Below are 18,813 nucleotides of genomic sequence, written 5' to 3' on the forward strand. Positions count from 1 at the left end.
AGAATTTTATCTCTATATATAAATCACTTACTACCCTTGAAATAAACTTACTAGGATGACATCTTGACCTTCTTTTGCGTAGTCGTCCATGTACCGCGACTTGGGCTGCGAACTAAATCATTATATGCTAACACATTCAAGTCACGCTGAATGGTTCTTGGTGTAATACCAAATTCGTCTACGAGCTCTTGCGTTGTAACTGTTCCATTTTTACAAATGAACATATAGACCGATTTGATACGAGTTAGCATTCGATTAGTTGAAGGTTTCAAAAAACCACTTCCTTATTCGTTTTTCGTAAGGCACAACTTCTTTATAACTCTGAGATGTCAAGCACTATTTCAGTCCTTATCCTTATTGTACACAAAATCGACAGAAAAATAAAAGAGAAAACGCAAATTAACACAATATTTACAAAAAATGATATAAATATGTAATCCTTTCGTAACATCTCCTTCCTCTATTTGCACATTTTTTATAGTATATGTAAACAATAAACAAATAGAATCCGTTTTTATCGATTGTGCCTACAATTTATTTCCCGGAATTTTGACTCTGTAAACCTTTGATATGAAAGGAAAGAGACAATTATTTCTTTCTATATAAAGGTATGATAAAGTTAAATTTACCAATAGTAATGATAGATACAATCTGTAAAAGCAGGAAAAGGAGACAAACAGATGACGGCAATTAATTGGAAAGAGGAAGTTCAAAAAAGAGAAGCTGAAATTCTAGCTGAGACGCAGCGTTTTCTACAAATTAAAAGTGTTTTGACAAGCACAGAAAAACAAGAAGAGCCATTTGGACCTGGAATTGCTCAAGCGCTTGACTTTCTTTTAAATAAAGGAAAAAATGACGGGTTTTCCGTTAAGAACGTAGACGGATATGCAGGTCATATTGAAGCAGGAGAAGGGAAAGACCTTCTTGGCATTCTTTGTCACGTAGACGTTGTTCCTGAAGGAGACGGGTGGTCGGTTGATCCATACGGCGGTGAAATAAAAGACGGGAAAATTTTTGCTAGAGGAGCAATCGATGACAAAGGCCCGACGATGGCTGCTTATTATGCGATGAAAATTGTGAAAGATTTAGGGCTTCCTCTATCTAAACGGGTTCGAATGATCATTGGAACGGATGAAGAAAGTGACTGGAGATGTGTGGATCACTACTTCAACCATGAAGAGATGCCAACGATGGGATTTGCGCCGGATGCGGATTTTCCTATCATTTTTGCTGAAAAAGGCATTACAGACGTAGAAATTCGCCAGCAGCCAATTGAAGGAACAAAGGGAAGTGTTCAGCTTACATCATTTGTCTCTGGGCGACGCTACAATATGGTTCCTGATCTTGCAACAGCTGTTCTTGAATTCCATAGTGAAACGGATATTAAAAATAAATATGATCAATTTTTAAAAGATCAGTCTGTAAAAGGTTCAATAACAGAAAAGAGCGGTGTATACACACTTACTTTAGAAGGCGTTTCAGCACATGGCAGTGTGCCTGATAAAGGGAAAAATGCTGGACTTACGCTTCTTCGCTTTTTACACACATTAGAACTTGATGAACAAGCTAATCAGTTTGTAGGTTATGCAAATGCGTATTTAGTCCAAGATGCACTAGGAGAAAAAATGGGCTTAAATCGCAAAGATGAGGTCACGGGTGATTTAACAATAAATGTTGGAATCATGTCTTACAATCAAGAAGAAGCGGGGCATTTTGGTTTAAACATTCGCTATCCTGTATCAGCTCATATTGACGACATTATTGATACGATTAAAGAAAAAAGTGAATCTTATCAAATGACCATCAAACATTTTACAGATTCTAAACCACATCACGTTGATCAAAAACATGAGCTTATTCAAACGCTTCAAAAGGTTTACCAAGAACAAACAAATGAAGAACCTACACTTATTTCAATTGGAGGAGGAACGTATGCCAGAGCATTAGAAGCGGGTGTGGCATTTGGACCTCTTTTCCCAGGCCGTGAAGAAGTAGCGCACGAAAAAGACGAGTACATGGTAATTGAAGATTTACTTCGTGCAACAGCTATTTATGCACAGGCTATTTACGAATTAGCTAAATAAAAAAAGCGAACGCCTTTGCGTTCGCTTTTTTATTATTCAAATGAGAATAGGTCGCTTGATAAATAACGTTCACCTGTATCGCAAGCGATACATACGACCACTTGGTCAGGAGATAATTTTTTGGCTACCTCGATAGCAGCATAGCACGCAGCGCCAGATGAAGGACCGACTAAAATTCCTTCTTCAGAGGCCAAGCGTCGCGTAATATCGTAGGCTTGTTCATCTTTAATTTTTAAAATTTCGTCGTAAACATCTACATTAAGCGTATCAGGAATAAATCCAGGGCTTGTTCCTACAAGCTTGTGCTTCCCAGGTCTTCCTCCAGATAAGACAGGAGACCCAGCTGGTTCCACGACATGAACGGTCATATTTGGGTAGTTTTCTCTTAGGACTTCACCAGTTCCTGTAATCGTTCCGCCTGTTCCTGCAGTAGCAACAAAAGCAGATAGGTCTTTGCCTAACTCGTTCATTGCCTCGATAATTTCCTTAGCAGTCGTTTTCCGATGAGCATCAGGGTTTGCGTTATTTTCAAACTGCATGGGCATAAATGCATTTGGAATTTCTTTTGTAAGTTCTTCTGCTTTACGGATTGCTCCAGGCATTTTCTCATCACCCGGTGTTAGAACAACTTCAGCACCATATGCTTTTAACAAGTTAATTCGTTCTTGAGTCATGGTATCTGGCATGACTAAAATAGAACGATAACCTCTTGCCGCTGCATTCATAGCTAAGCCAATACCTGTATTTCCGCTCGTTGGTTCAATAATAGTAGAATTTTCATTGAGCAAGCCTGCTTTTTCAGCTTCCACGATCATATTAAAAGCAGCACGGTCTTTTACACTACGGCTTGGATTAAAAAACTCCAGTTTTAAGTAAACGGATGCTCCATCTGCAGGTTGAAGACGATTCAACTTAACAAGAGGTGTCTCGCCAATCAAATCAGCCATATTGTTAACAACTTTCATTTTTCTCATCCTTTTCTTATAAAAATTCTCTGTATTGTTTCTATGATAACACAAATTCTTATTTTTTAAGCACATGGCAAATTTTCAGAAAAACCTCTCTATTTCATCCGGAAAAACCTTTAAAATAGATCTAGCTCTTTTTGAACATAACCAATTGGGGAAAGATAATGAAAAGAAAAGGAGAGATTTGATGAAAGTTGATAACCACTATTTTATTGGAATCAATGTGCCTGTATCCATTGCACATCAGGCAGAAAATTGGGCAAAGGAATTAATACCTTTTCCTTTCAAACAATGGACATATCCTGACGATTATCATATAACGCTACATTTTTTAGGGTTTTTAGATGACAAAAAGGAAAAGCTGATTACCTGCTTAAAAGAAGTAGCCTTCCGTCATTCAAGTTTTTCACTGCAGACAGGTCAGTACGACGTATTCGGTGCTTATAACAAACCTAGAGTGCTTTATGTAAGCCTTAGGCCAAGTGATAAGCTTATGAATCTGCAAAGGGATATACAGGCCGTATGGGGAGATCTAAGCGGCTTATACGAAAAACGTCCTTATCGTCCTCATATTACGATTGCAAAGAAGTGGGGAGGGGAAGCGGGACTATTGGAAGAACAGTTAAAGCAAACGTCGATTGAAGAAGAGTTTCAAGTAAGTTCTTTTGCCCTTTTTGAAGTTCATCCTGCTAGCAAACCTAAATATAAAAAAATACTATCTTTTTCCTTGCAGTCACAGTAGCATATGAACATACAAGCATGGAGAGAGGTTATTTAAAAATCACTCTTATCAAAGGAAAGAAAACGCCGATGATAATAGAGAAATCATCGGCGAACAAAGTTTTAGAGGAATTTTAATTAGGGGATTGATGTAAACGTGGCGCAGCTACTTAAGGTGCAAGATTATATTTCCCGTTATGAAAAAGACGTTTATCACTACACGTCTCAGTTTAATCACTTAAAAAAGCATAATTGGAAGAAAGCAAAGCAATTATTTGAAGAAGGGCTATTACATGAGCCGCCTGTACAAGAAGAAACGAAAGCTCAACGTTCATTTTTGCAAAAAGCAAAAGAGCGGTTTACAAGAAAAAAAGAAACGTGTGAAGTGGAAGAATCATTCCCTAGCGATAGCGTGGAAAATCAAGAGCTATTGAGGTTTACAACTCTTCCACAAACAGCGGAAGACTTGAAAATATTGTTTTTAGAAAATGTATTTGATCTTCAAATGAAATGGGCCACATCCACTTTATTTGAGTTCTCACAAGCAGATCGTAAATATTACCATGATGAAGCTCTCCGTTATTTTATTCAGCGCTTTCCTGATACGTGTCTCGTGATGTACAAGCCTGTTTTCCTGATTAATAAAGCTCCGGTAGAAGGAGATATCATTATTGTTACTCCAACAGAAACCCTCTGTATTTGTTTAATAGAAACATATAAAAGTGCTGTTTTTCAGTATTCAAAAGAAAATTTTTGGACAGAGTTAAGAGGAAGAGATCAAAAAAAGATATTAAATCCTTTAATTGGGTTAAATCGAACGGAGCAAATTGTCCGAAGCATCTATCGTACTCACGATATTGAACATAACGTAAAGAAAATATTACTGAGCAGAAATGGATACATTGATTACGCTGCGGAGCCTTATCAGGTTGAATTTGTAGATGCTAGAAAGTATGAAGAATGGTTTTATGAACTTAGGAAATCTAAAGCACCTTTAAAGTTTAAGCAGATGAAAGCAGCTCAAGTATTGCTCGAACACAGCCAGAGTATTTATTTTGACCGGGAATTCGAAGCAGGTGAATAATACGAACATTCACGCTATGAAAGTGCTTTCGTTTTTGCGTTTGCTACATATAATGCTACTAAAGAGGTAATTGGCATAAGGAGGAGAAAAGGATGACTGGTGATAATAAGTTTCAGGCTTATTTAGATCAAATAGATCGTATTACTCTTTTAGTTCCAACTTCTTATCATGAAGGTCAAATTGATTTTTTTGTGATTAAAAGTACACAAATACATGAGACCATCTCTATTGAAAACGTACATGAATTAGAAGGTTTTATCAAATATGAAGGCAAGGTTGAAGGTAGCATAGAAATTGGACAGTCGTACATTATCTGTGATAATTACGGGGAGAAAGTTCCGCTGCAGGTAGGGGCTGTTATACGAACCAAAGAGTTTGATGAGAGATTTTATTATAATCAAAATGATTTGGGTGCAGCATTTTATTCAGATCATATTATGATAAAAATTTGGGCCCCGACTGCATCAGCAGTGGTTTTAAAATTAATACATGCAAACAGCGGGAAAGAAGAACTGTACGTTATGGCTCGTCAAAGAAAAGGCGTATGGGAAAAGGAACTCCCCTTAGATAAAGAAGGGTATTATTATCGATTTTTAATAGATGTAAACGGCCGGACAAATGAAGCGGTGGATCCTTATGCCGTTGCAGCTACAGCAAATAGTGAATACGGAGTTCTGATAAATCTTCATACAGCCTATGTTCATCTCCATAAAAAGCCGCCTTTCCTTCAGCCAACGGATGCCGTTATTTACGAAATGCACGTTCGCGACTTTTCTATTCATCCTTCAAGCGGGATAGAAAAAAAAGGTACGTACCTAGCTGTTACTGAATCAAGCGGGCAGCCAGGCAAAACAACAGGTCTTCATTATTTAAAAGAGCTAGGAGTGACCCACCTTGAATTTCTTCCTATTAACGACTTTGGCGGAGTAGATGAATTAAATCCTCATGCTTCTTATAATTGGGGGTATAATCCATTGTTGTTTAATGTACCAGAAGGAAGCTACTCCGCTGACCCTGCAAATCCCGCCACTCGTATTGCTGAAGTGAAACAATTAATATCAACACTTCATCAACAGGGATTCCGTGTTATTATAGATGTAGTTTATAATCACGTATTTGTACGAGAGGAATCACCTTTTGAAAAAATTGTTCCGGGCTATTATTTTCGACATGATGAGTTTGGGATGCCTTCGAACGGGACGGGAGTAGGAAATGATTTTGCTTCTGAACGGAAAATGGCGCAAAAGTTTATTATCGATTCAGTATTATTTTGGATAAAAGAGTACGACGTTGATGGGTTTCGCTTTGACCTCATGGGGATTTTAGATATAGAAACGATGAACATCATTCGGAAAAAAATAAATGAAATCGATTCTACTATTTTGGTGTTTGGCGAAGGCTGGGATTTAAATACTCCTCTCTCCTACAATCAAAAAGCAATTATGGCGAATGCCCGCCAAACGCCTCAAATCGGCTATTTTAATGATCGCTTTCGAGATTCTGTAAAAGGAAGCACGTTTGATGTGTATGAAAAAGGTTTTATTAGCGGAAATATTCATCAAAAAGAGACCGTGCAATCCGTGATAGCGGGGAGCATTCTGGATAAAGAAGACAGCCGGGCTTTATTTATAAATCCAGCACAATCAGTTAATTACGTTGAATCACATGATAATCATACGCTGTGGGATAAGTTAATGAATTCAAACGGAGACGAAGACGAAGACACTCGTAGAAGTCGTCACCGCCTTGCTACTGCTATTGTACTTCTTTCACAAGGCATACCGTTTCTTCATAGTGGTCAAGAGTTTTACCGCACTAAACAAGGCGTAGAGAACAGCTATAATTCACCTGATGATATTAATGCACTTGATTGGAATCGACGGATCAAATTTTCTCCTGATGTGAATTGGGTTCAAGAACTGATTCGTATTCGCAAACAGCACGGTGCATTTCGCTTGGGAGATGCTTCAGCGATTAGGCAGCATGTCTCTTTCCTAAACACGCCGCAGTCCGTTATTGGCTATTGCTTATCAAACGTATTGGCTTACGGTCCGTGGAAGAATATTATCGTGTTTTTTAATCAAGGCCTAATGGAAGAAAAAGTAGTTTTGCCAGAAGGACCATGGAAAATAGCACTTGATCATTGTAAAGTATATAAAAATGGGTATCCTACTATAGAGAATAATGCTATAAACGTTTCAAAGCTTAGCGTTCTTATTTTATTTCAAACGTAATTATTGTCTTCAACCACTTGACGAAAAAAGTGTGATGGAGATAATATTTATAAAGGATGGCTATTGATACATATCCTCAATAGCCGTCTTTTTTATTTACTAAGAAAATAACGTCATGATGTCTTAATAGATTGCTTTATTGAGTGAAATTTTTAAACGAAATGTGTGTGTTGAAATTGAAGGTGAATTGGTTGGAAGATATATTAGGAAGCGAATGGGAAATTACTCCTGCTGGCGGAGCGACAGGAGAAGCTTATTTTGCAAAATTTCAAGACCGAAAGCTTTTTTTAAAGCGTAATTCATCACCTTTTTTAGCAGTATTGTCAGCTGAAGGAATTGTACCGAAGCTCGTGTGGACAAGACGAATGGAAAATGGAGATGTGATCACAGCTCAGCACTGGCTAGATGGTCGAGAATTAAAACCAAAAGATATGAATTCGAGTCGAGTGACAGAATTGCTTAGTAAAATTCATCATTCAAACGAGTTATTAGATATGTTGAAAAGGTTGGGGAAAACACCGCTTCTTCCCGAAGACGTGCTAGCCGATATTGTAGAGAATGTGGACGAGCGACTTCAAAAAGAAAGTATTGTAGAGCAGGGAATCAGTTATTTACAAGCAGAGCTTCCGTCCGTTCAGACAGATAAATATGTTGTGTGTCACTGTGATGTGAACCACAATAACTGGATGCTTGGAGAGAATACGCAGCTATATTTAATCGACTGGGACGGAGCGATGATTGCAGATCCTGCTATTGATTTAGGTTTACTGCTTTATTGGTACATCAATCCATCTCAGTGGGAAGAATGGCTTGAGCATTATGGGGTTGAACTAACCGAGAACTTGAAAAAGAGAATGAAGTGGTATGTGATAAGTCAAACCATTTTATTCATTGAATGGCATCGTTCGAAAAATGAACATTCTGAAATGAATTACTGGCTTGAATATCTTCGGATGTTGCTCGTCAACGACATTCAAGCACAGTAGCAAAGATTATGACAAGGTAGATAGTTCTTGGACCCATTGTGATAAATTTTGTTGATTGGTTTGAATATGTTCGTCTAAATGAGCAGCACTTTTTGCATCTTGCGTGTATTTATACACGTTTTGTAGTGTTGCTTGTACGTCTGTGCTAGCGTATCCTTTTGCTAACATTGATTGAATTAAACGTTCAACCTGTTCACATTCCGCAACCGTTCCGCAGCAATCACTTTGATGATTAGATAAAATATCTTTTAATATATTCATTTGGTGTTCGGCATTTAAAGGCATTAAGCATCATCCTTTCTCGTATGATGCTCTTATTTTTTTCTATCTAAACACAATTATGCATGAGAATGTCGGTTGTTTCGAATAACCGACATTTTCAATGCGTTAAAATACATTAAAGAGGTGCAACATGAGATTACGAAACAAACCTTGGGCAAAAGATAAAATTGCTGAAAATCCCCAATACGTGGTTCCAAACCCAGCAGAGTATAAAGGGAACTGGAAAGAGGTTTTTGGAAACGAAAATCCTCTTCATATTGAAGTAGGAACAGGAAAAGGCCAATTTTTAGTAGGGATGGCTAAACAAAATCCGCATATCAACTATATTGGAATTGAAATGTATGAAAGTGTCATCTTAAGTGCTCTAGAACGATTGATTGAAGAAGAGCTTCCAAATTTAAAGCTGTTGAATGTAGATGCTAACCATCTTAGTGAGTTTTTTGCAAAAAATGACGTGGATCGCGTTTATCTCAATTTCTCTGATCCATGGCCAAAAAAGAGACATGCCAAACGCCGTTTAACATACAAAACGTTCTTAAGCATGTATGAAAACCTGCTGGTTGACGGTGGGGAAATTCACTTTAAAACAGATAATCAAGGGCTATTTGAATATTCATTGACAAGCTTTTCAGAATATGGGCTTCTTCTCAAATACATTAGCTTAGATTTGCATAAAAGCGATTTTGAAGGCAATGTTATGACGGAATATGAAGAGAAATTTTCACAAAAAGGCAGCCGCATTTACCGCTGTGAAGTAAAATACCTGAACGAAAAAGACTGAGTTCCTCAGTCTTTTTTTGTTCAAAAAGAGAAAGAGATAGTGATAAAATAAAAAGGAATATAATGGAGGTGTAAAATGGAAACGTTAACAATAGGCGAATTAAAAGTGACATGGCTTCGTGGAGGGAATAATCATTTAGACGGAGGAGCAATGTTTGGTGTTGTTCCAAAAGAGCTTTGGACAAAAAAGTATCCTATCTCAGAAGGAAATCGAATTCCAATGAGGACTGATCCTTTGCTCGTTCAAACTGAAAAACACCTCATGTTAATCGATGCAGGCATAGGGAATGGTATGTTGGATGAGAAAAAAAAGCGTCATTTTGGTGTAACAGAAGAATCATTTATTGCTGAAGATTTACAAAAGTTAGGGTTCACGTGCGAAGATATTACTCATGTCATTATGACGCATCTTCACTTTGATCATGTGTCAGGCTTAACAAAATGCAGCAACGGACATTTTTCCTCTGCTTTTCCAAATGCAAGAATTTTTGTTAGTGAAATCGAGTGGAATGAAATGAGAAATCCTAATATACGTTCTAAAAATACGTATTGGAAACAAAATTGGGAATTTATTCAGCATCAAGTAATCACATTTAGCGACAAAGATGAAATTGTGCCTGGAGTAACGATTCATCATACCGGCGGTCACAGCGATGGTCATGCTGTAGTTGTATTAAAAGGAAACAATGACATCTTAGTGCATATGGGCGATCTTTTGCCAACACATGCACATCAAAATGTCTTATGGGTAATGGCCTATGATGATTATCCAATGACTTCGATTGAACAAAAGCAGCAGTGGCTAGCTTATGCCTATGAGAATCAAGCTTGGCTAAGTTTTTATCATGATGCTTTTTATCGAGCTGTAAAATGGGATAATAAAGGAGAAATAGTTGACGAAATTAAACGGATGGATTCAGCGTCAATTCAATAATAGAACCGCTTTTTTTATCAATGAAAAACTCGTAATGTTCCTGTTTTGCATCACGTGTTCTGATAATTCCACCCGTATAACCATAAAAAGAGAGACCATGTTTTTGAATGACTTTAGTCGTTGTTTCAATCCATGAGCCGTCAATTGCCCCATTTTGTTTAAAAGCGCTTTTAACAATCGTAAGGGCTTCCGATGAGGAAATTGACGACTTTCTTTTTTGAATAATATAAGCGCTTGCAAATCCGACTGCAGCTCCTGCTATTAGTTGAGTCCATTTCACGTTATTCACCTGCTTTTTAAGGATATGTTTTCATCATTATATCAAATTGTCGAATGCTTTGTTAAGTTGAGTCATAGAAGAGAAGGACTTAACTAGCAACTATTTCCGGTTTTCGATACAATAAAGAAAATGATACATAAAGGAGAGTATATATGAACAATGAAACGCTATCTCTATTTAAAACATTAACGGAGTTACCAGGTGCCGCTGGAAACGAACATCAAGTACGTTCATTTATGCGCTCGCAAATTGAACCCCTTGTAGATGAAGTCATTCAAGATGGGTTAGGAAGTTTATTTGGCGTTCGCTATAATGAAGAAAAAGGTCCTAAAGTAATGGTAGCAGGACATATGGACGAAGTAGGATTTATGGTTACGTCTGTAACAGATAAAGGAATGCTTCGTTTTCAAACTTTAGGAGGATGGTGGAGTCAAGTACTGCTAGCTCAACGCGTCCATGTTGTTACAAAAAAAGGTCCTATCACCGGCGTAATTGCTTCTATTCCTCCCCATTTATTAGACGAATCACAGCGCAACAAGCCAATGGCTATTAAAAATATGATGATTGATGTGGGCGCAGATAGCAAGCAGGAAGTAGCAGAAATGGGCATTCGTCCTGGCGATCAAATTGTACCGATTTGTCCGTTTACGCCAATGGCAAATGAAAAGAAAATACTGGCGAAAGCATGGGATAATCGCTATGGGTGCGGACTTGCGATTGAATTATTAAAAGAAGTAAAAAATGAAAAATTGCCAAATATTTTATATTCTGGAGCTACTGTTCAAGAAGAAGTAGGACTTCGCGGTGCTCAATCAGCTGCGAATATGATTAAACCGGATTTGTTTTATGCACTAGATGCTAGTCCTGCTAACGATACATCAGGCGATAAAAATGCATTTGGACAATTAGGAAAAGGCGTATTACTTCGTATCTTTGACCGTACGATGGTCACACATAGGGGAATGAGAGAATTTATTTTAGATACAGCTGAGACAAACAGCATCCCTTATCAATACTTTGTTTCTCCGGGAGGTACGGATGCAGGGCGCGTTCATACTTCTAATAATGGAGTTCCTTCTGCGGTCATCGGCGTATGTTCACGTTATATTCATACTCATGCGTCTATGATTCATGTAGATGACTATGCAGCCGCAAAAGAATTACTAGTCAAACTTGTACGTTCTACAGACCAAACAACGCTCGATACGATTAAGCAAAACGGATAAAAAAGAACAAAGCAGCTGCTTTTGCGGTTGCTTTGTTTCATAATGACAGGAGAAAAAAATGAAAATTGCGATCGGAACGAAAAATCCAACGAAAGTAAATGCAGTAAAAAAAGTATTTGGAGATACTTTTACATATGTAGAGGTAGCCGTGCAGTCCGGCGTGTCGCCACAGCCTTTTTCTGATGAAGAAACCATTCAAGGAGCGATTAACCGCGCGCGTGCTGCTGTCAAAGAGACAGGTGCTGATATTGGCATTGGGCTTGAAGGAGGGGTGCAGGAAACGCCTCATGGCTTATTCCTTTGCAATTGGGGAAGTCTTGTTACCTCTAAGGACCTTGAACCGATTTTAGGTGGAGGGGCTCGTATTCGGCTTCCTGAAGCGGTAGCCGGTATACTTCGTCATGATAAAAAAGAATTAGCCGAAGCTATGGAAGTGTATACAAACCAAAAGAATATTCGAAAAAAAGAAGGAGCAATCGGTATTTTCACCAACGGAAATTTAGATCGGACCGCTATGTTTTATCAGGTTGTTTTAATGCTAAAAGGACAGCTGGATTTTAGGACAAATCAAGCTGTTCAATAGGAATTTTCTTTGTAACCCTTTATAATAGAAAAGCATCAGTGTATGATAGTTGCAACAACTCATATACTATGTTTTGATGTAGAAGGATTAAATAATGTATAGGGCTTTAGCCGTTTAAATACGAAAGTAAAAGAAAAAGTGGAGGAAAGAAAAATGGAAAAAATGCAAACAATTGAACAATACAAAGAAATCATTAAAGAAGGAAAACATATCATGATGTTTTCAGCAGACTGGTGCCCGGATTGCCGAGTAATCGAGCCAGTGCTCCCAGAAATTGAGGCCAATCATAGCGAGTATACATTTCACTATGTCGACCGCGACGACTTTATCGACCTTTGTGCAGAATTAAGCATCTTTGGAATTCCAAGCTTTGTTGGTTACAGCAACGGAGAAGAAACAGGGCGTTTTGTCAGCAAAGACCGTAAAACAAAAGAAGAAATTGAAGAGTTTATTAACGGCTTAAATGCATAAATCAAGTGAAGACTGATAGCGATCTACAGCTATCAGTCTTCATACATAAAAATGAGAAAAGGAGGCGTAAATATGGCGAAAATGAATAGTCAAAAGATGAGAAAACTACTAGAAGAGCGATTAACGGGTGCGGATTGGTCATTTTTATTTGATCGTGAAAAAGATACGCTGCGCGTTGAACATCAGGAAACGAAAAAAGGTGTAACCATTTCTTTACCTGGGCTAATTGCAAAATGGGAAGAAAAAAAGGAAGCGGCTCTAGATGAAATGGTATATTATATAAAAGAAGCTCTTCGTGTTATGAACGATGAACAGCAGGTAACGGGAAAAGAAAAGCGCATTTATCCAGTTATTCGCTCAACGTCTTTTCCAGATAAATCGAATGAAGACGTGCCGTTGATTTATGATGAACATACAGCTGAAACACGCATTTATTATGCGCTTGATTTAGGCAATACATATCGTCTATTAGATGAGAAACTAATTCGCAAGGAAAATTTAGATCTATCCGCAGTGCGGGAAATGGCTAAATTTAATCTTCGCTCTTTGCCGATTTCACATAAAAAAGATACGGTAGCAGGCAATGACTTTTATTTTGTCAATCAGAACGATGGATACGATGCAAGCCGAATTCTTAACGAGGCATTTTTGCAAGATTTTGCTTCTAGTGTTTCGGGCACAATGGCTGTAGCAGTACCTCATCAAGATGTGCTGATTCTAGCTGATATCCAAAACGAAACGGGTTATGATATTCTTGCGCAAATGACCATGAGCTTTTTTGCAAGTGGACGTGTACCCATCACAGCTCTTTCATTTTTATACGAAAACGGTGAGCTAGAACCTATTTTTATTCTAGGAAAAAATCGCAGTAAAGGACGGGACTAATTATGAATCTTTTTTATAATAAAGAAGGTATCGGCGATACGTTAATCGTCAAGCTAGAAGATATCGCAATTGAAAATCGCACGTTTGAAACAAAAGGTGACGTTGTGCGTATCTTTGATCAAAAATCAAATACAACAGCTGGCTATAACATCTTTCATGCTTCTTCTAAGTTAAAAGTAGAGGGAAATGGTTCTCTTGAATTAACAGAAGAAATGGTAGAAGAAGTAAATCGTGTACTTAGCGAAAGCGGTTTTGAAGGTAAACTCGAAGTGGATTTATCTCCTAAATTTGTAGTGGGATATGTTCAAGAAAAAGAAAAGCATCCAAATGCAGATAAGCTGAACATCTGTAAAGTAGATGTTGGCACAGAAACACTTCAAATTGTGTGTGGAGCACCAAATGTAGACGCAGGCCAAAAAGTCGTGGTAGCAAAAGTAGGAGCGGTTATGCCAAGCGGTATGATCATTAAAGATGCAGAGCTGCGCGGTGTACCTTCTTCAGGTATGATTTGCTCTGCTAAAGAGCTGGCGCTTCCGAACGCTCCTCAAGAAAAAGGGATTTTAGTACTTGAAGACAAATATGAAGTAGGTCAACCTTTTCAAGCATAAAAGCAGAGTGCCATACTGATTTATAGGGCAAAAGCAGGATGTTTTTTTACACGTATATTTCAAAGCGTTACAGTTGCTGAAAAGCAATTGTCAATTCTTAAAAAGGTTTGATAAAATTAAAAGCCACTAGTATATACTAGTGGCTTTTTTCGTGTTTAATTATGAGTGCTAACTAGACGCGAAAAAATATTTTTGTAAAGAGGAATTTTACTGTATAAATAAGGGAAGCAAAATAGTAGATTTTATAGTAAGAGTTCAAGCATACGTGATAGAATGATAAATGAAAAGATAGTATATATATCCATCTCAGAGAATACTTTGAGGCCAAAGGTAAATAAAGGATACATGGATAGCTTTTTGTAGATATCGCAGCACTGCGGTATAAGAGGCTAAACGAAGTAAGATAGTCTGATAGAAAGAGTGATAAAAATGGGTTTTGTACGAAAAGTAATGGATTATTTACTAGGATACGAAGTTAAAGAAATCGTTGTAGACGAACATGGAAATACAACGGAAGAATACCCTTTAAATAGAGAAAAAACAATTCCTAAAAAGAAGGCTCCTAAGCCGAAACAAATACAGTCAGTTCATCAAAAGCCAGTGATGAAAGCAGCGCCAAAACCTTCTGTTCCACACTCAGCCAGAACGCAAAAGCGGAGTTACAGTGAAGAGCAGCAAGATGTTCATACAAAAGTAGCTTATCAATATCCAAAAGGGACATTTCGTTTTCCTTTAATTGATGATACGGGAGAAGCAAAAAAGGCAGCAGCTCCTAAAAATGAACCAAGGCCTGTAGCAAAAAAGGCACCGGCTCCGTTTTATCAAGAGCCTGTTCGCAAGTCGGCGCTAACGCAGCCTAAGTCAGTATCTCAGCCGTTAAAAACGGTATCTGAAAAGAAAGAAGCGGTTCCGCAAGTAAGAAAACGTCCGTTTCGTCCGACTGAAATTCCTTCACCTGTTTATGGGTTTAATAAGCGGCCTTCTAATGTTGTACAAAAAGGAAGTGAGGAAGTAGTAGAATATGAGCTTCCGAGTACACAGTTATCAAAAGCTGCGTTTGAAGATGAAATTTACCGACGAGCGATGAATACAGCTGTTGTAGAGCCGTTAAGAAAACCACTTTCTAAGCCTATAGCCGAAGAAGCACCGATTCAAGAAACAGAAGAAATGATGCAACTATCTTCTCAGCGTTTTGCTCAGTGGAAGCAATATGAGGAAAATCAAAAAGAAAAGCTATCATTTCCTGAAGAAAAGCCAAGTTCTTCAGCAGCTGTAAAAGAACAGGAAGAGGTGCCAGCTTTTGAAGAATCACACACGGTCGAACCGTTAGTGGGACAAGAGAGAACTCTTGACTGGGATTTAGCGAAAGGTATGACAGCGGCTGAAGAAGTTACAATTTCAGAGGAACCGCGCCCGTCTGAATCATCAGTTTCTCTCCAACAAGAGATAGGAAATGAGACTGAAGAAGTAGAAGCAGAAACGTTGATGGACGGAAGCGCAGTGTTTTTACAAGCAGCAGAAGAAGTAGAAGCACTAAAGCCTAGAAAGAAAGAAGAAACTCCAGCTGCTGAGAAAGAAAGTGACGTCATTCTAGAAGAGCCAGCAAACAATGTTCATATGGAAGCAGAACGTGAGCTGAATTCTGAAAGTTTAAATTCATCGCAGCCCGCAGCTGACGAATGGCAACCAGAAGCGGCATCAGCTGTTGTTCACCAAGATCTTGAAAATTCGGTGATAAAAGAGGAAGAGAGCAGTATGCAGGAAAGTCAAGAGTTACAAGAACAAGTACAGCAAGAGTCAGCTGTAGAACCTCTTGTACCTGCAGAACAGCCAGGAAATGCTGAACGAGCTCGCGGTAAGCGATTAGTGCCTTTTAACGTGATGATGCTGAAAAAAGACCGTACAAAGATGAATAACAGCGCTCGAGAAAAAAGTCAGCCGTCTCAAGGTTCATACCAAAGGCAGGAGGCAGAAGCTCTGCAAAAAAAAACGGAAGTAAGTAGGCAAGAAGAAGTTCACGGTGAAAAAACCAAAGAAGCGGTTCCCCAGGCTTCGTTAAAAGCTGAAGAACCTGTAAATGTAAAGGCTTCTTCTCCTTATGCATTTCCTGGAATGAACTTGCTTAACATTCCTCCAGCTGCTATTGAAGAAGATAATCAATGGGCGGATGAGCAGCGTGAGCTTTTGGATATGACATTAAAAAACTTTAACGTTCGAGCTAAGGTCGTAAACGTCACGCAAGGTCCTACCGTGACCAGATTTGAAGTACATCCTGAACCCGGTGTGAAAGTGAACAAAATTACGAATTTAACAGATGATATTAAACTGAGCCTAGCCGCGCGTGATATCCGAATTGAAGCACCAATTCCAGGGAAAAATACGATTGGAATTGAAGTGCCAAATCGTCAAAGTAAGCCGGTGTTAATTCGTGAAATTTTGAGGCATCCTTCTTTTAGAAAAGATAACTCTCCTTTAACGGTGGCGTTAGGGTTAGACATTTCAGGAACGCCGGTTGTGACTGACTTGAATAAAATGCCTCATGGTTTGATTGCCGGAGCGACAGGGTCTGGTAAAAGCGTGTGTATTAATACTATTATCGTCAGCTTGCTTTATAAAGCTGCGCCGCACGAAGTCAAGCTTATGTTAATTGACCCTAAAATGGTTGAGTTAGCTCCTTACAACGGGATTCCGCATTTAGTCAGCCCGGTTATCACGGATGCTAAAGCAGCTACTACAGCTTTAAAATGGGCAGTAGAGGAAATGGAGCGCCGTTATGAATTGTTTGCACATGCAGGCGTACGTGATATTACAAAATACAACGAACGTGTAAAAGAACATAATGAAAAAAGCGGGGAGCTCCCATATCTAGTTATTATTATTGATGAACTTGCCGACTTAATGATGGTATCTCCTGGGGAAGTAGAGGAAGCTATTTGCCGTATTGCACAAAAGGCAAGAGCATGTGGCATTCACTTATTGCTTGCAACGCAGCGTCCTTCCGTAGATGTGATTACAGGCTTAATTAAAGCGAATGTGCCAACGCGTATTGCATTTTCTGTTTCTTCGCAAGTTGATTCACGTACAATTATCGACACAGGGGGAGCAGAGAAGCTACTAGGTAAAGGTGATATGCTGCTTCTTGAAAACGGCTCTTCTAAAAGCGTTCGAATTCAAGGGAACTTTGTTTCAGATGAAGAAATTGACCGCGTTGTAGATCATGTCAAAAAACAAATGAAGCCAACATACCTATTTGATCAAGAAGATTTGTTGAAAAAGCAGCAAAGCTTTGCTTCAAATGAAGAAGATGAGCTTTTCTATGAAGCATGCGAGTTTGTGCTAGACCAAGGCGGCGCTTCTACTTCCAGTCTGCAAAGACGCTTCAGAATGGGGTACAATCGCGCTGCGCGCCTCATTGACATGATGGAGCAGCAAGGCATTATTTCAGAAGCAAGAGGAAGCAAGCCAAGAGATGTGCTCATTACTGAAAATGAGCTTCAGGAAATGGAAAGTCAAACAGCCACTTCTACATTTTAAGCTGTTTTTCTACATGTAGGTTAAAAAAGAGGCTATGCAAAATCAGCAGAATACAGAATGGTGTGAGCTAACGCTCTGTCACTGTATCCGTCGCCTCTTTTTTCCTGCTTTAAGTTCGTTTATACAGAATTTGAGTAGAGATTTTGGGAGAAATCCATCAAGAAAAAAAGGAAAAGGTTTGTCAGAACTAGTAAAATGATTTACTATATGTAAGGATAATGTGTATGTTGCTTTTTTAGCATGTGATAGTTTGCTATCATTTCTCACCGGCAGAAACATATGAGCTGAAGGCGTATAAAGAGGACAAACTAAAATAATTAGAGTACGAGTGAAGAGTAATGACAGAAGAAAATCATGAACTGATTAACTTTAATGAAATTCGTGAACAAAAGCAGCTTCAGTCTGATAATGCTATTTGCGACTTTTACAATCAATATTTCTTTTTTGTGAACCGCTATACGAATATACGAGAAAAAGTGCGGGCTTCACATTTATTTAAAGAGTTAGTAAACTTGCCTCATGAGGCGCCTCTGTCTGATTCCCATGAACAATTATTTTTTCAGTGGTTTGCATTTGAATATGTAACCATTCAGGGGAAAACCCTGCTGCAGCTTTTTTTAGCTGATCAGGCGAAGCAGAAAACAGAGTCGTTTTTGATTCAAGGAGCCTTTTTTTTGACGAGTGTACTAGAGCCAATTATTGTGTCTAAAGTACCTAATTCGTTTTTCTTAAAAGGATATACCCCATTGACAAATGAGCAGGTTATCATCAAAGATGTAAGAGGAAGATTTGCAAATTTAGAGGAACAACAAGTAATTTGGATTCGAAAAATAAAATCAATCGGATATGACGTGTTAATTGACTCTTTCTTTTTAGGACATAAACAACGCATTGAACAGTTAGTAACGCAATATAATGACAAAAAAAATGCAATGACATGGCGCTCGTTTTTAAAACAGCAGGCTATATACTATGTGATGAAGCCAAAATAAAAGGCCGTTTCGCAAGGGAAGAGAGTAGAAATGGAGTCATGGAGTTATGTTATAAGAAGTGATATAATGTACGGATGTTATCGTGAAATCAGCAATCAAACGACATTTATATACGTTTGTAAGAGCAATTCTAGATAACCGTCATATACTGTCTTACAGATA

General features: G+C 38.4%; 18 protein-coding genes. 14 read left to right on the plus strand and 4 right to left on the minus strand.

Annotated features, from left to right (window positions below; genetic code table 11):
- Window positions 1-50: 50 nt before the first annotated feature.
- The gene (locus tag ACFX4E_RS00295; protein ID WP_013059517.1) at window positions 51-272 is read right to left on the minus strand and encodes a DeoR family transcriptional regulator; all 222 of its coding nucleotides are present in this window, start codon (window positions 270-272) and stop codon (window positions 51-53) included.
- 408 nt (window positions 273-680) lie between these two features.
- Here ACFX4E_RS00295 and pepV point away from each other — a divergent pair, with 408 nt between their 5' ends.
- Complete coding sequence (gene pepV, locus ACFX4E_RS00300; RefSeq protein ID WP_060747098.1) at window positions 681-2,084, plus strand: dipeptidase PepV; 1,404 nt, start codon at window positions 681-683, stop codon at window positions 2,082-2,084.
- Window positions 2,085-2,116: 32 nt separating this feature from the next.
- On the opposite strand, the gene cysK is transcribed toward pepV, so the two are convergent.
- On the minus strand, window positions 2,117-3,049 hold the full coding sequence (gene cysK / locus ACFX4E_RS00305) for a cysteine synthase A (protein WP_013085245.1): 933 nt from the start codon (window positions 3,047-3,049) through the stop codon (window positions 2,117-2,119).
- A 190-nt stretch (window positions 3,050-3,239) separates the two neighbouring features.
- On the opposite strand from cysK, the gene thpR reads away from it, so the two are divergent.
- The 4 genes from thpR (at window position 3,240) to ACFX4E_RS00325 (ending at window position 8,076) form a co-directional block, all read left to right on the plus strand.
- Window positions 3,240-3,794 (plus strand): RNA 2',3'-cyclic phosphodiesterase, encoded by a 555-nt coding sequence (gene thpR, locus ACFX4E_RS00310; RefSeq protein WP_377238726.1) that lies wholly within the window; start codon window positions 3,240-3,242, stop codon window positions 3,792-3,794.
- A gap of 135 nt (window positions 3,795-3,929) precedes the next feature.
- Window positions 3,930-4,856: a hypothetical protein gene (locus tag ACFX4E_RS00315; protein ID WP_098249349.1), complete on the plus strand. Its 927-nt coding sequence runs from the start codon at window positions 3,930-3,932 to the stop codon at window positions 4,854-4,856.
- Window positions 4,857-4,948: 92 nt separating this feature from the next.
- On the plus strand, window positions 4,949-7,090 hold the full coding sequence (gene pulA, locus ACFX4E_RS00320; protein ID WP_377238728.1) for a type I pullulanase: 2,142 nt from the start codon (window positions 4,949-4,951) through the stop codon (window positions 7,088-7,090).
- Between the two features lie 191 nt (window positions 7,091-7,281).
- Window positions 7,282-8,076 carry a phosphotransferase family protein gene (locus ACFX4E_RS00325; protein WP_028410490.1) on the plus strand — a complete coding sequence of 265 codons (795 nt, stop codon included), beginning with the start codon at window positions 7,282-7,284 and terminating at the stop codon, window positions 8,074-8,076.
- 6 nt (window positions 8,077-8,082) lie between these two features.
- Here the strand turns inward: ACFX4E_RS00325 and ACFX4E_RS00330 are convergent, their stop codons facing one another.
- Window positions 8,083-8,361 carry a YtzH-like family protein gene (locus ACFX4E_RS00330; protein WP_013059510.1) on the minus strand — a complete coding sequence of 93 codons (279 nt, stop codon included), beginning with the start codon at window positions 8,359-8,361 and terminating at the stop codon, window positions 8,083-8,085.
- Between the two features lie 127 nt (window positions 8,362-8,488).
- On the opposite strand from ACFX4E_RS00330, the gene trmB reads away from it, so the two are divergent.
- Window positions 8,489-9,139, plus strand: coding sequence for a tRNA (guanosine(46)-N7)-methyltransferase TrmB (trmB, locus tag ACFX4E_RS00335; RefSeq protein WP_013059509.1), 651 nt, complete (start codon window positions 8,489-8,491; stop codon window positions 9,137-9,139).
- 75 nt (window positions 9,140-9,214) lie between these two features.
- Window positions 9,215-10,072: a YtnP family quorum-quenching lactonase gene (locus tag ACFX4E_RS00340; RefSeq protein WP_028410491.1), complete on the plus strand. Its 858-nt coding sequence runs from the start codon at window positions 9,215-9,217 to the stop codon at window positions 10,070-10,072.
- On the opposite strand, the gene ACFX4E_RS00345 is transcribed toward ACFX4E_RS00340, so the two are convergent.
- Window positions 10,041-10,352 carry a PepSY domain-containing protein gene (locus ACFX4E_RS00345; protein WP_028410492.1) on the minus strand — a complete coding sequence of 104 codons (312 nt, stop codon included), beginning with the start codon at window positions 10,350-10,352 and terminating at the stop codon, window positions 10,041-10,043. The two genes, ACFX4E_RS00340 and ACFX4E_RS00345, sit on opposite strands and share 32 nt — an antisense overlap.
- Before the next feature lie 152 nt (window positions 10,353-10,504).
- On the opposite strand from ACFX4E_RS00345, the gene ACFX4E_RS00350 reads away from it, so the two are divergent.
- From ACFX4E_RS00350 to ACFX4E_RS00380, 7 genes are all read left to right on the plus strand, one after another.
- Window positions 10,505-11,578 carry a M42 family metallopeptidase gene (locus tag ACFX4E_RS00350; protein WP_013059506.1) on the plus strand — a complete coding sequence of 358 codons (1,074 nt, stop codon included), beginning with the start codon at window positions 10,505-10,507 and terminating at the stop codon, window positions 11,576-11,578.
- A 58-nt stretch (window positions 11,579-11,636) separates the two neighbouring features.
- Window positions 11,637-12,161, plus strand: a complete 525-nt coding sequence (locus ACFX4E_RS00355; protein ID WP_060747105.1) for a DUF84 family protein — start codon at window positions 11,637-11,639, stop codon at window positions 12,159-12,161.
- Window positions 12,162-12,314: 153 nt separating this feature from the next.
- Window positions 12,315-12,632: a thioredoxin family protein gene (locus tag ACFX4E_RS00360; RefSeq protein WP_013059504.1), complete on the plus strand. Its 318-nt coding sequence runs from the start codon at window positions 12,315-12,317 to the stop codon at window positions 12,630-12,632.
- 72 nt (window positions 12,633-12,704) lie between these two features.
- Window positions 12,705-13,517, plus strand: coding sequence for a DUF1444 domain-containing protein (locus ACFX4E_RS00365; protein ID WP_014457994.1), 813 nt, complete (start codon window positions 12,705-12,707; stop codon window positions 13,515-13,517).
- A 2-nt stretch (window positions 13,518-13,519) separates the two neighbouring features.
- Complete coding sequence (gene ytpR, locus ACFX4E_RS00370; protein WP_013085234.1) at window positions 13,520-14,125, plus strand: YtpR family tRNA-binding protein; 606 nt, start codon at window positions 13,520-13,522, stop codon at window positions 14,123-14,125.
- Window positions 14,126-14,554: 429 nt separating this feature from the next.
- Window positions 14,555-17,659, plus strand: a complete 3,105-nt coding sequence (locus tag ACFX4E_RS00375; protein WP_377259143.1) for a DNA translocase FtsK — start codon at window positions 14,555-14,557, stop codon at window positions 17,657-17,659.
- Window positions 17,660-17,997: 338 nt separating this feature from the next.
- Complete coding sequence (locus ACFX4E_RS00380; protein WP_013059500.1) at window positions 17,998-18,651, plus strand: hypothetical protein; 654 nt, start codon at window positions 17,998-18,000, stop codon at window positions 18,649-18,651.
- Window positions 18,652-18,813: the final 162 nt, after the last annotated feature.

It is taken from the genome of Priestia sp. YIM B13491 (genome assembly GCF_042787605.1).
Lineage (GTDB): Bacteria > Bacillota > Bacilli > Bacillales > Bacillaceae_H > Priestia > Priestia megaterium_E.

Bases quoted from the DNA above. Each gene is read 5' to 3' on its own strand.
- pepV (WP_060747098.1), top strand. From the start codon at position 681: ATGACGGCAATTAATTGGAAAGAGGAAGTTCAAAAAAGAGAAGCTGAA.
- cysK (WP_013085245.1), bottom strand. From the start codon at position 3,049: ATGAAAGTTGTTAACAATATGGCTGATTTGATTGGCGAGACACCTCTT.
- thpR (WP_377238726.1), top strand. From the start codon at position 3,240: ATGAAAGTTGATAACCACTATTTTATTGGAATCAATGTGCCTGTATCC.
- pulA (WP_377238728.1), top strand. From the start codon at position 4,949: ATGACTGGTGATAATAAGTTTCAGGCTTATTTAGATCAAATAGATCGT.
- ACFX4E_RS00330 (WP_013059510.1), bottom strand. From the start codon at position 8,361: ATGCCTTTAAATGCCGAACACCAAATGAATATATTAAAAGATATTTTA.
- trmB (WP_013059509.1), top strand. From the start codon at position 8,489: ATGAGATTACGAAACAAACCTTGGGCAAAAGATAAAATTGCTGAAAAT.
- ACFX4E_RS00340 (WP_028410491.1), top strand. From the start codon at position 9,215: ATGGAAACGTTAACAATAGGCGAATTAAAAGTGACATGGCTTCGTGGA.
- ACFX4E_RS00350 (WP_013059506.1), top strand. From the start codon at position 10,505: ATGAACAATGAAACGCTATCTCTATTTAAAACATTAACGGAGTTACCA.
- ACFX4E_RS00355 (WP_060747105.1), top strand. From the start codon at position 11,637: ATGAAAATTGCGATCGGAACGAAAAATCCAACGAAAGTAAATGCAGTA.
- ACFX4E_RS00360 (WP_013059504.1), top strand. From the start codon at position 12,315: ATGGAAAAAATGCAAACAATTGAACAATACAAAGAAATCATTAAAGAA.
- ACFX4E_RS00365 (WP_014457994.1), top strand. From the start codon at position 12,705: ATGGCGAAAATGAATAGTCAAAAGATGAGAAAACTACTAGAAGAGCGA.
- ytpR (WP_013085234.1), top strand. From the start codon at position 13,520: ATGAATCTTTTTTATAATAAAGAAGGTATCGGCGATACGTTAATCGTC.
- ACFX4E_RS00375 (WP_377259143.1), top strand. From the start codon at position 14,555: ATGGGTTTTGTACGAAAAGTAATGGATTATTTACTAGGATACGAAGTT.
- ACFX4E_RS00380 (WP_013059500.1), top strand. From the start codon at position 17,998: ATGACAGAAGAAAATCATGAACTGATTAACTTTAATGAAATTCGTGAA.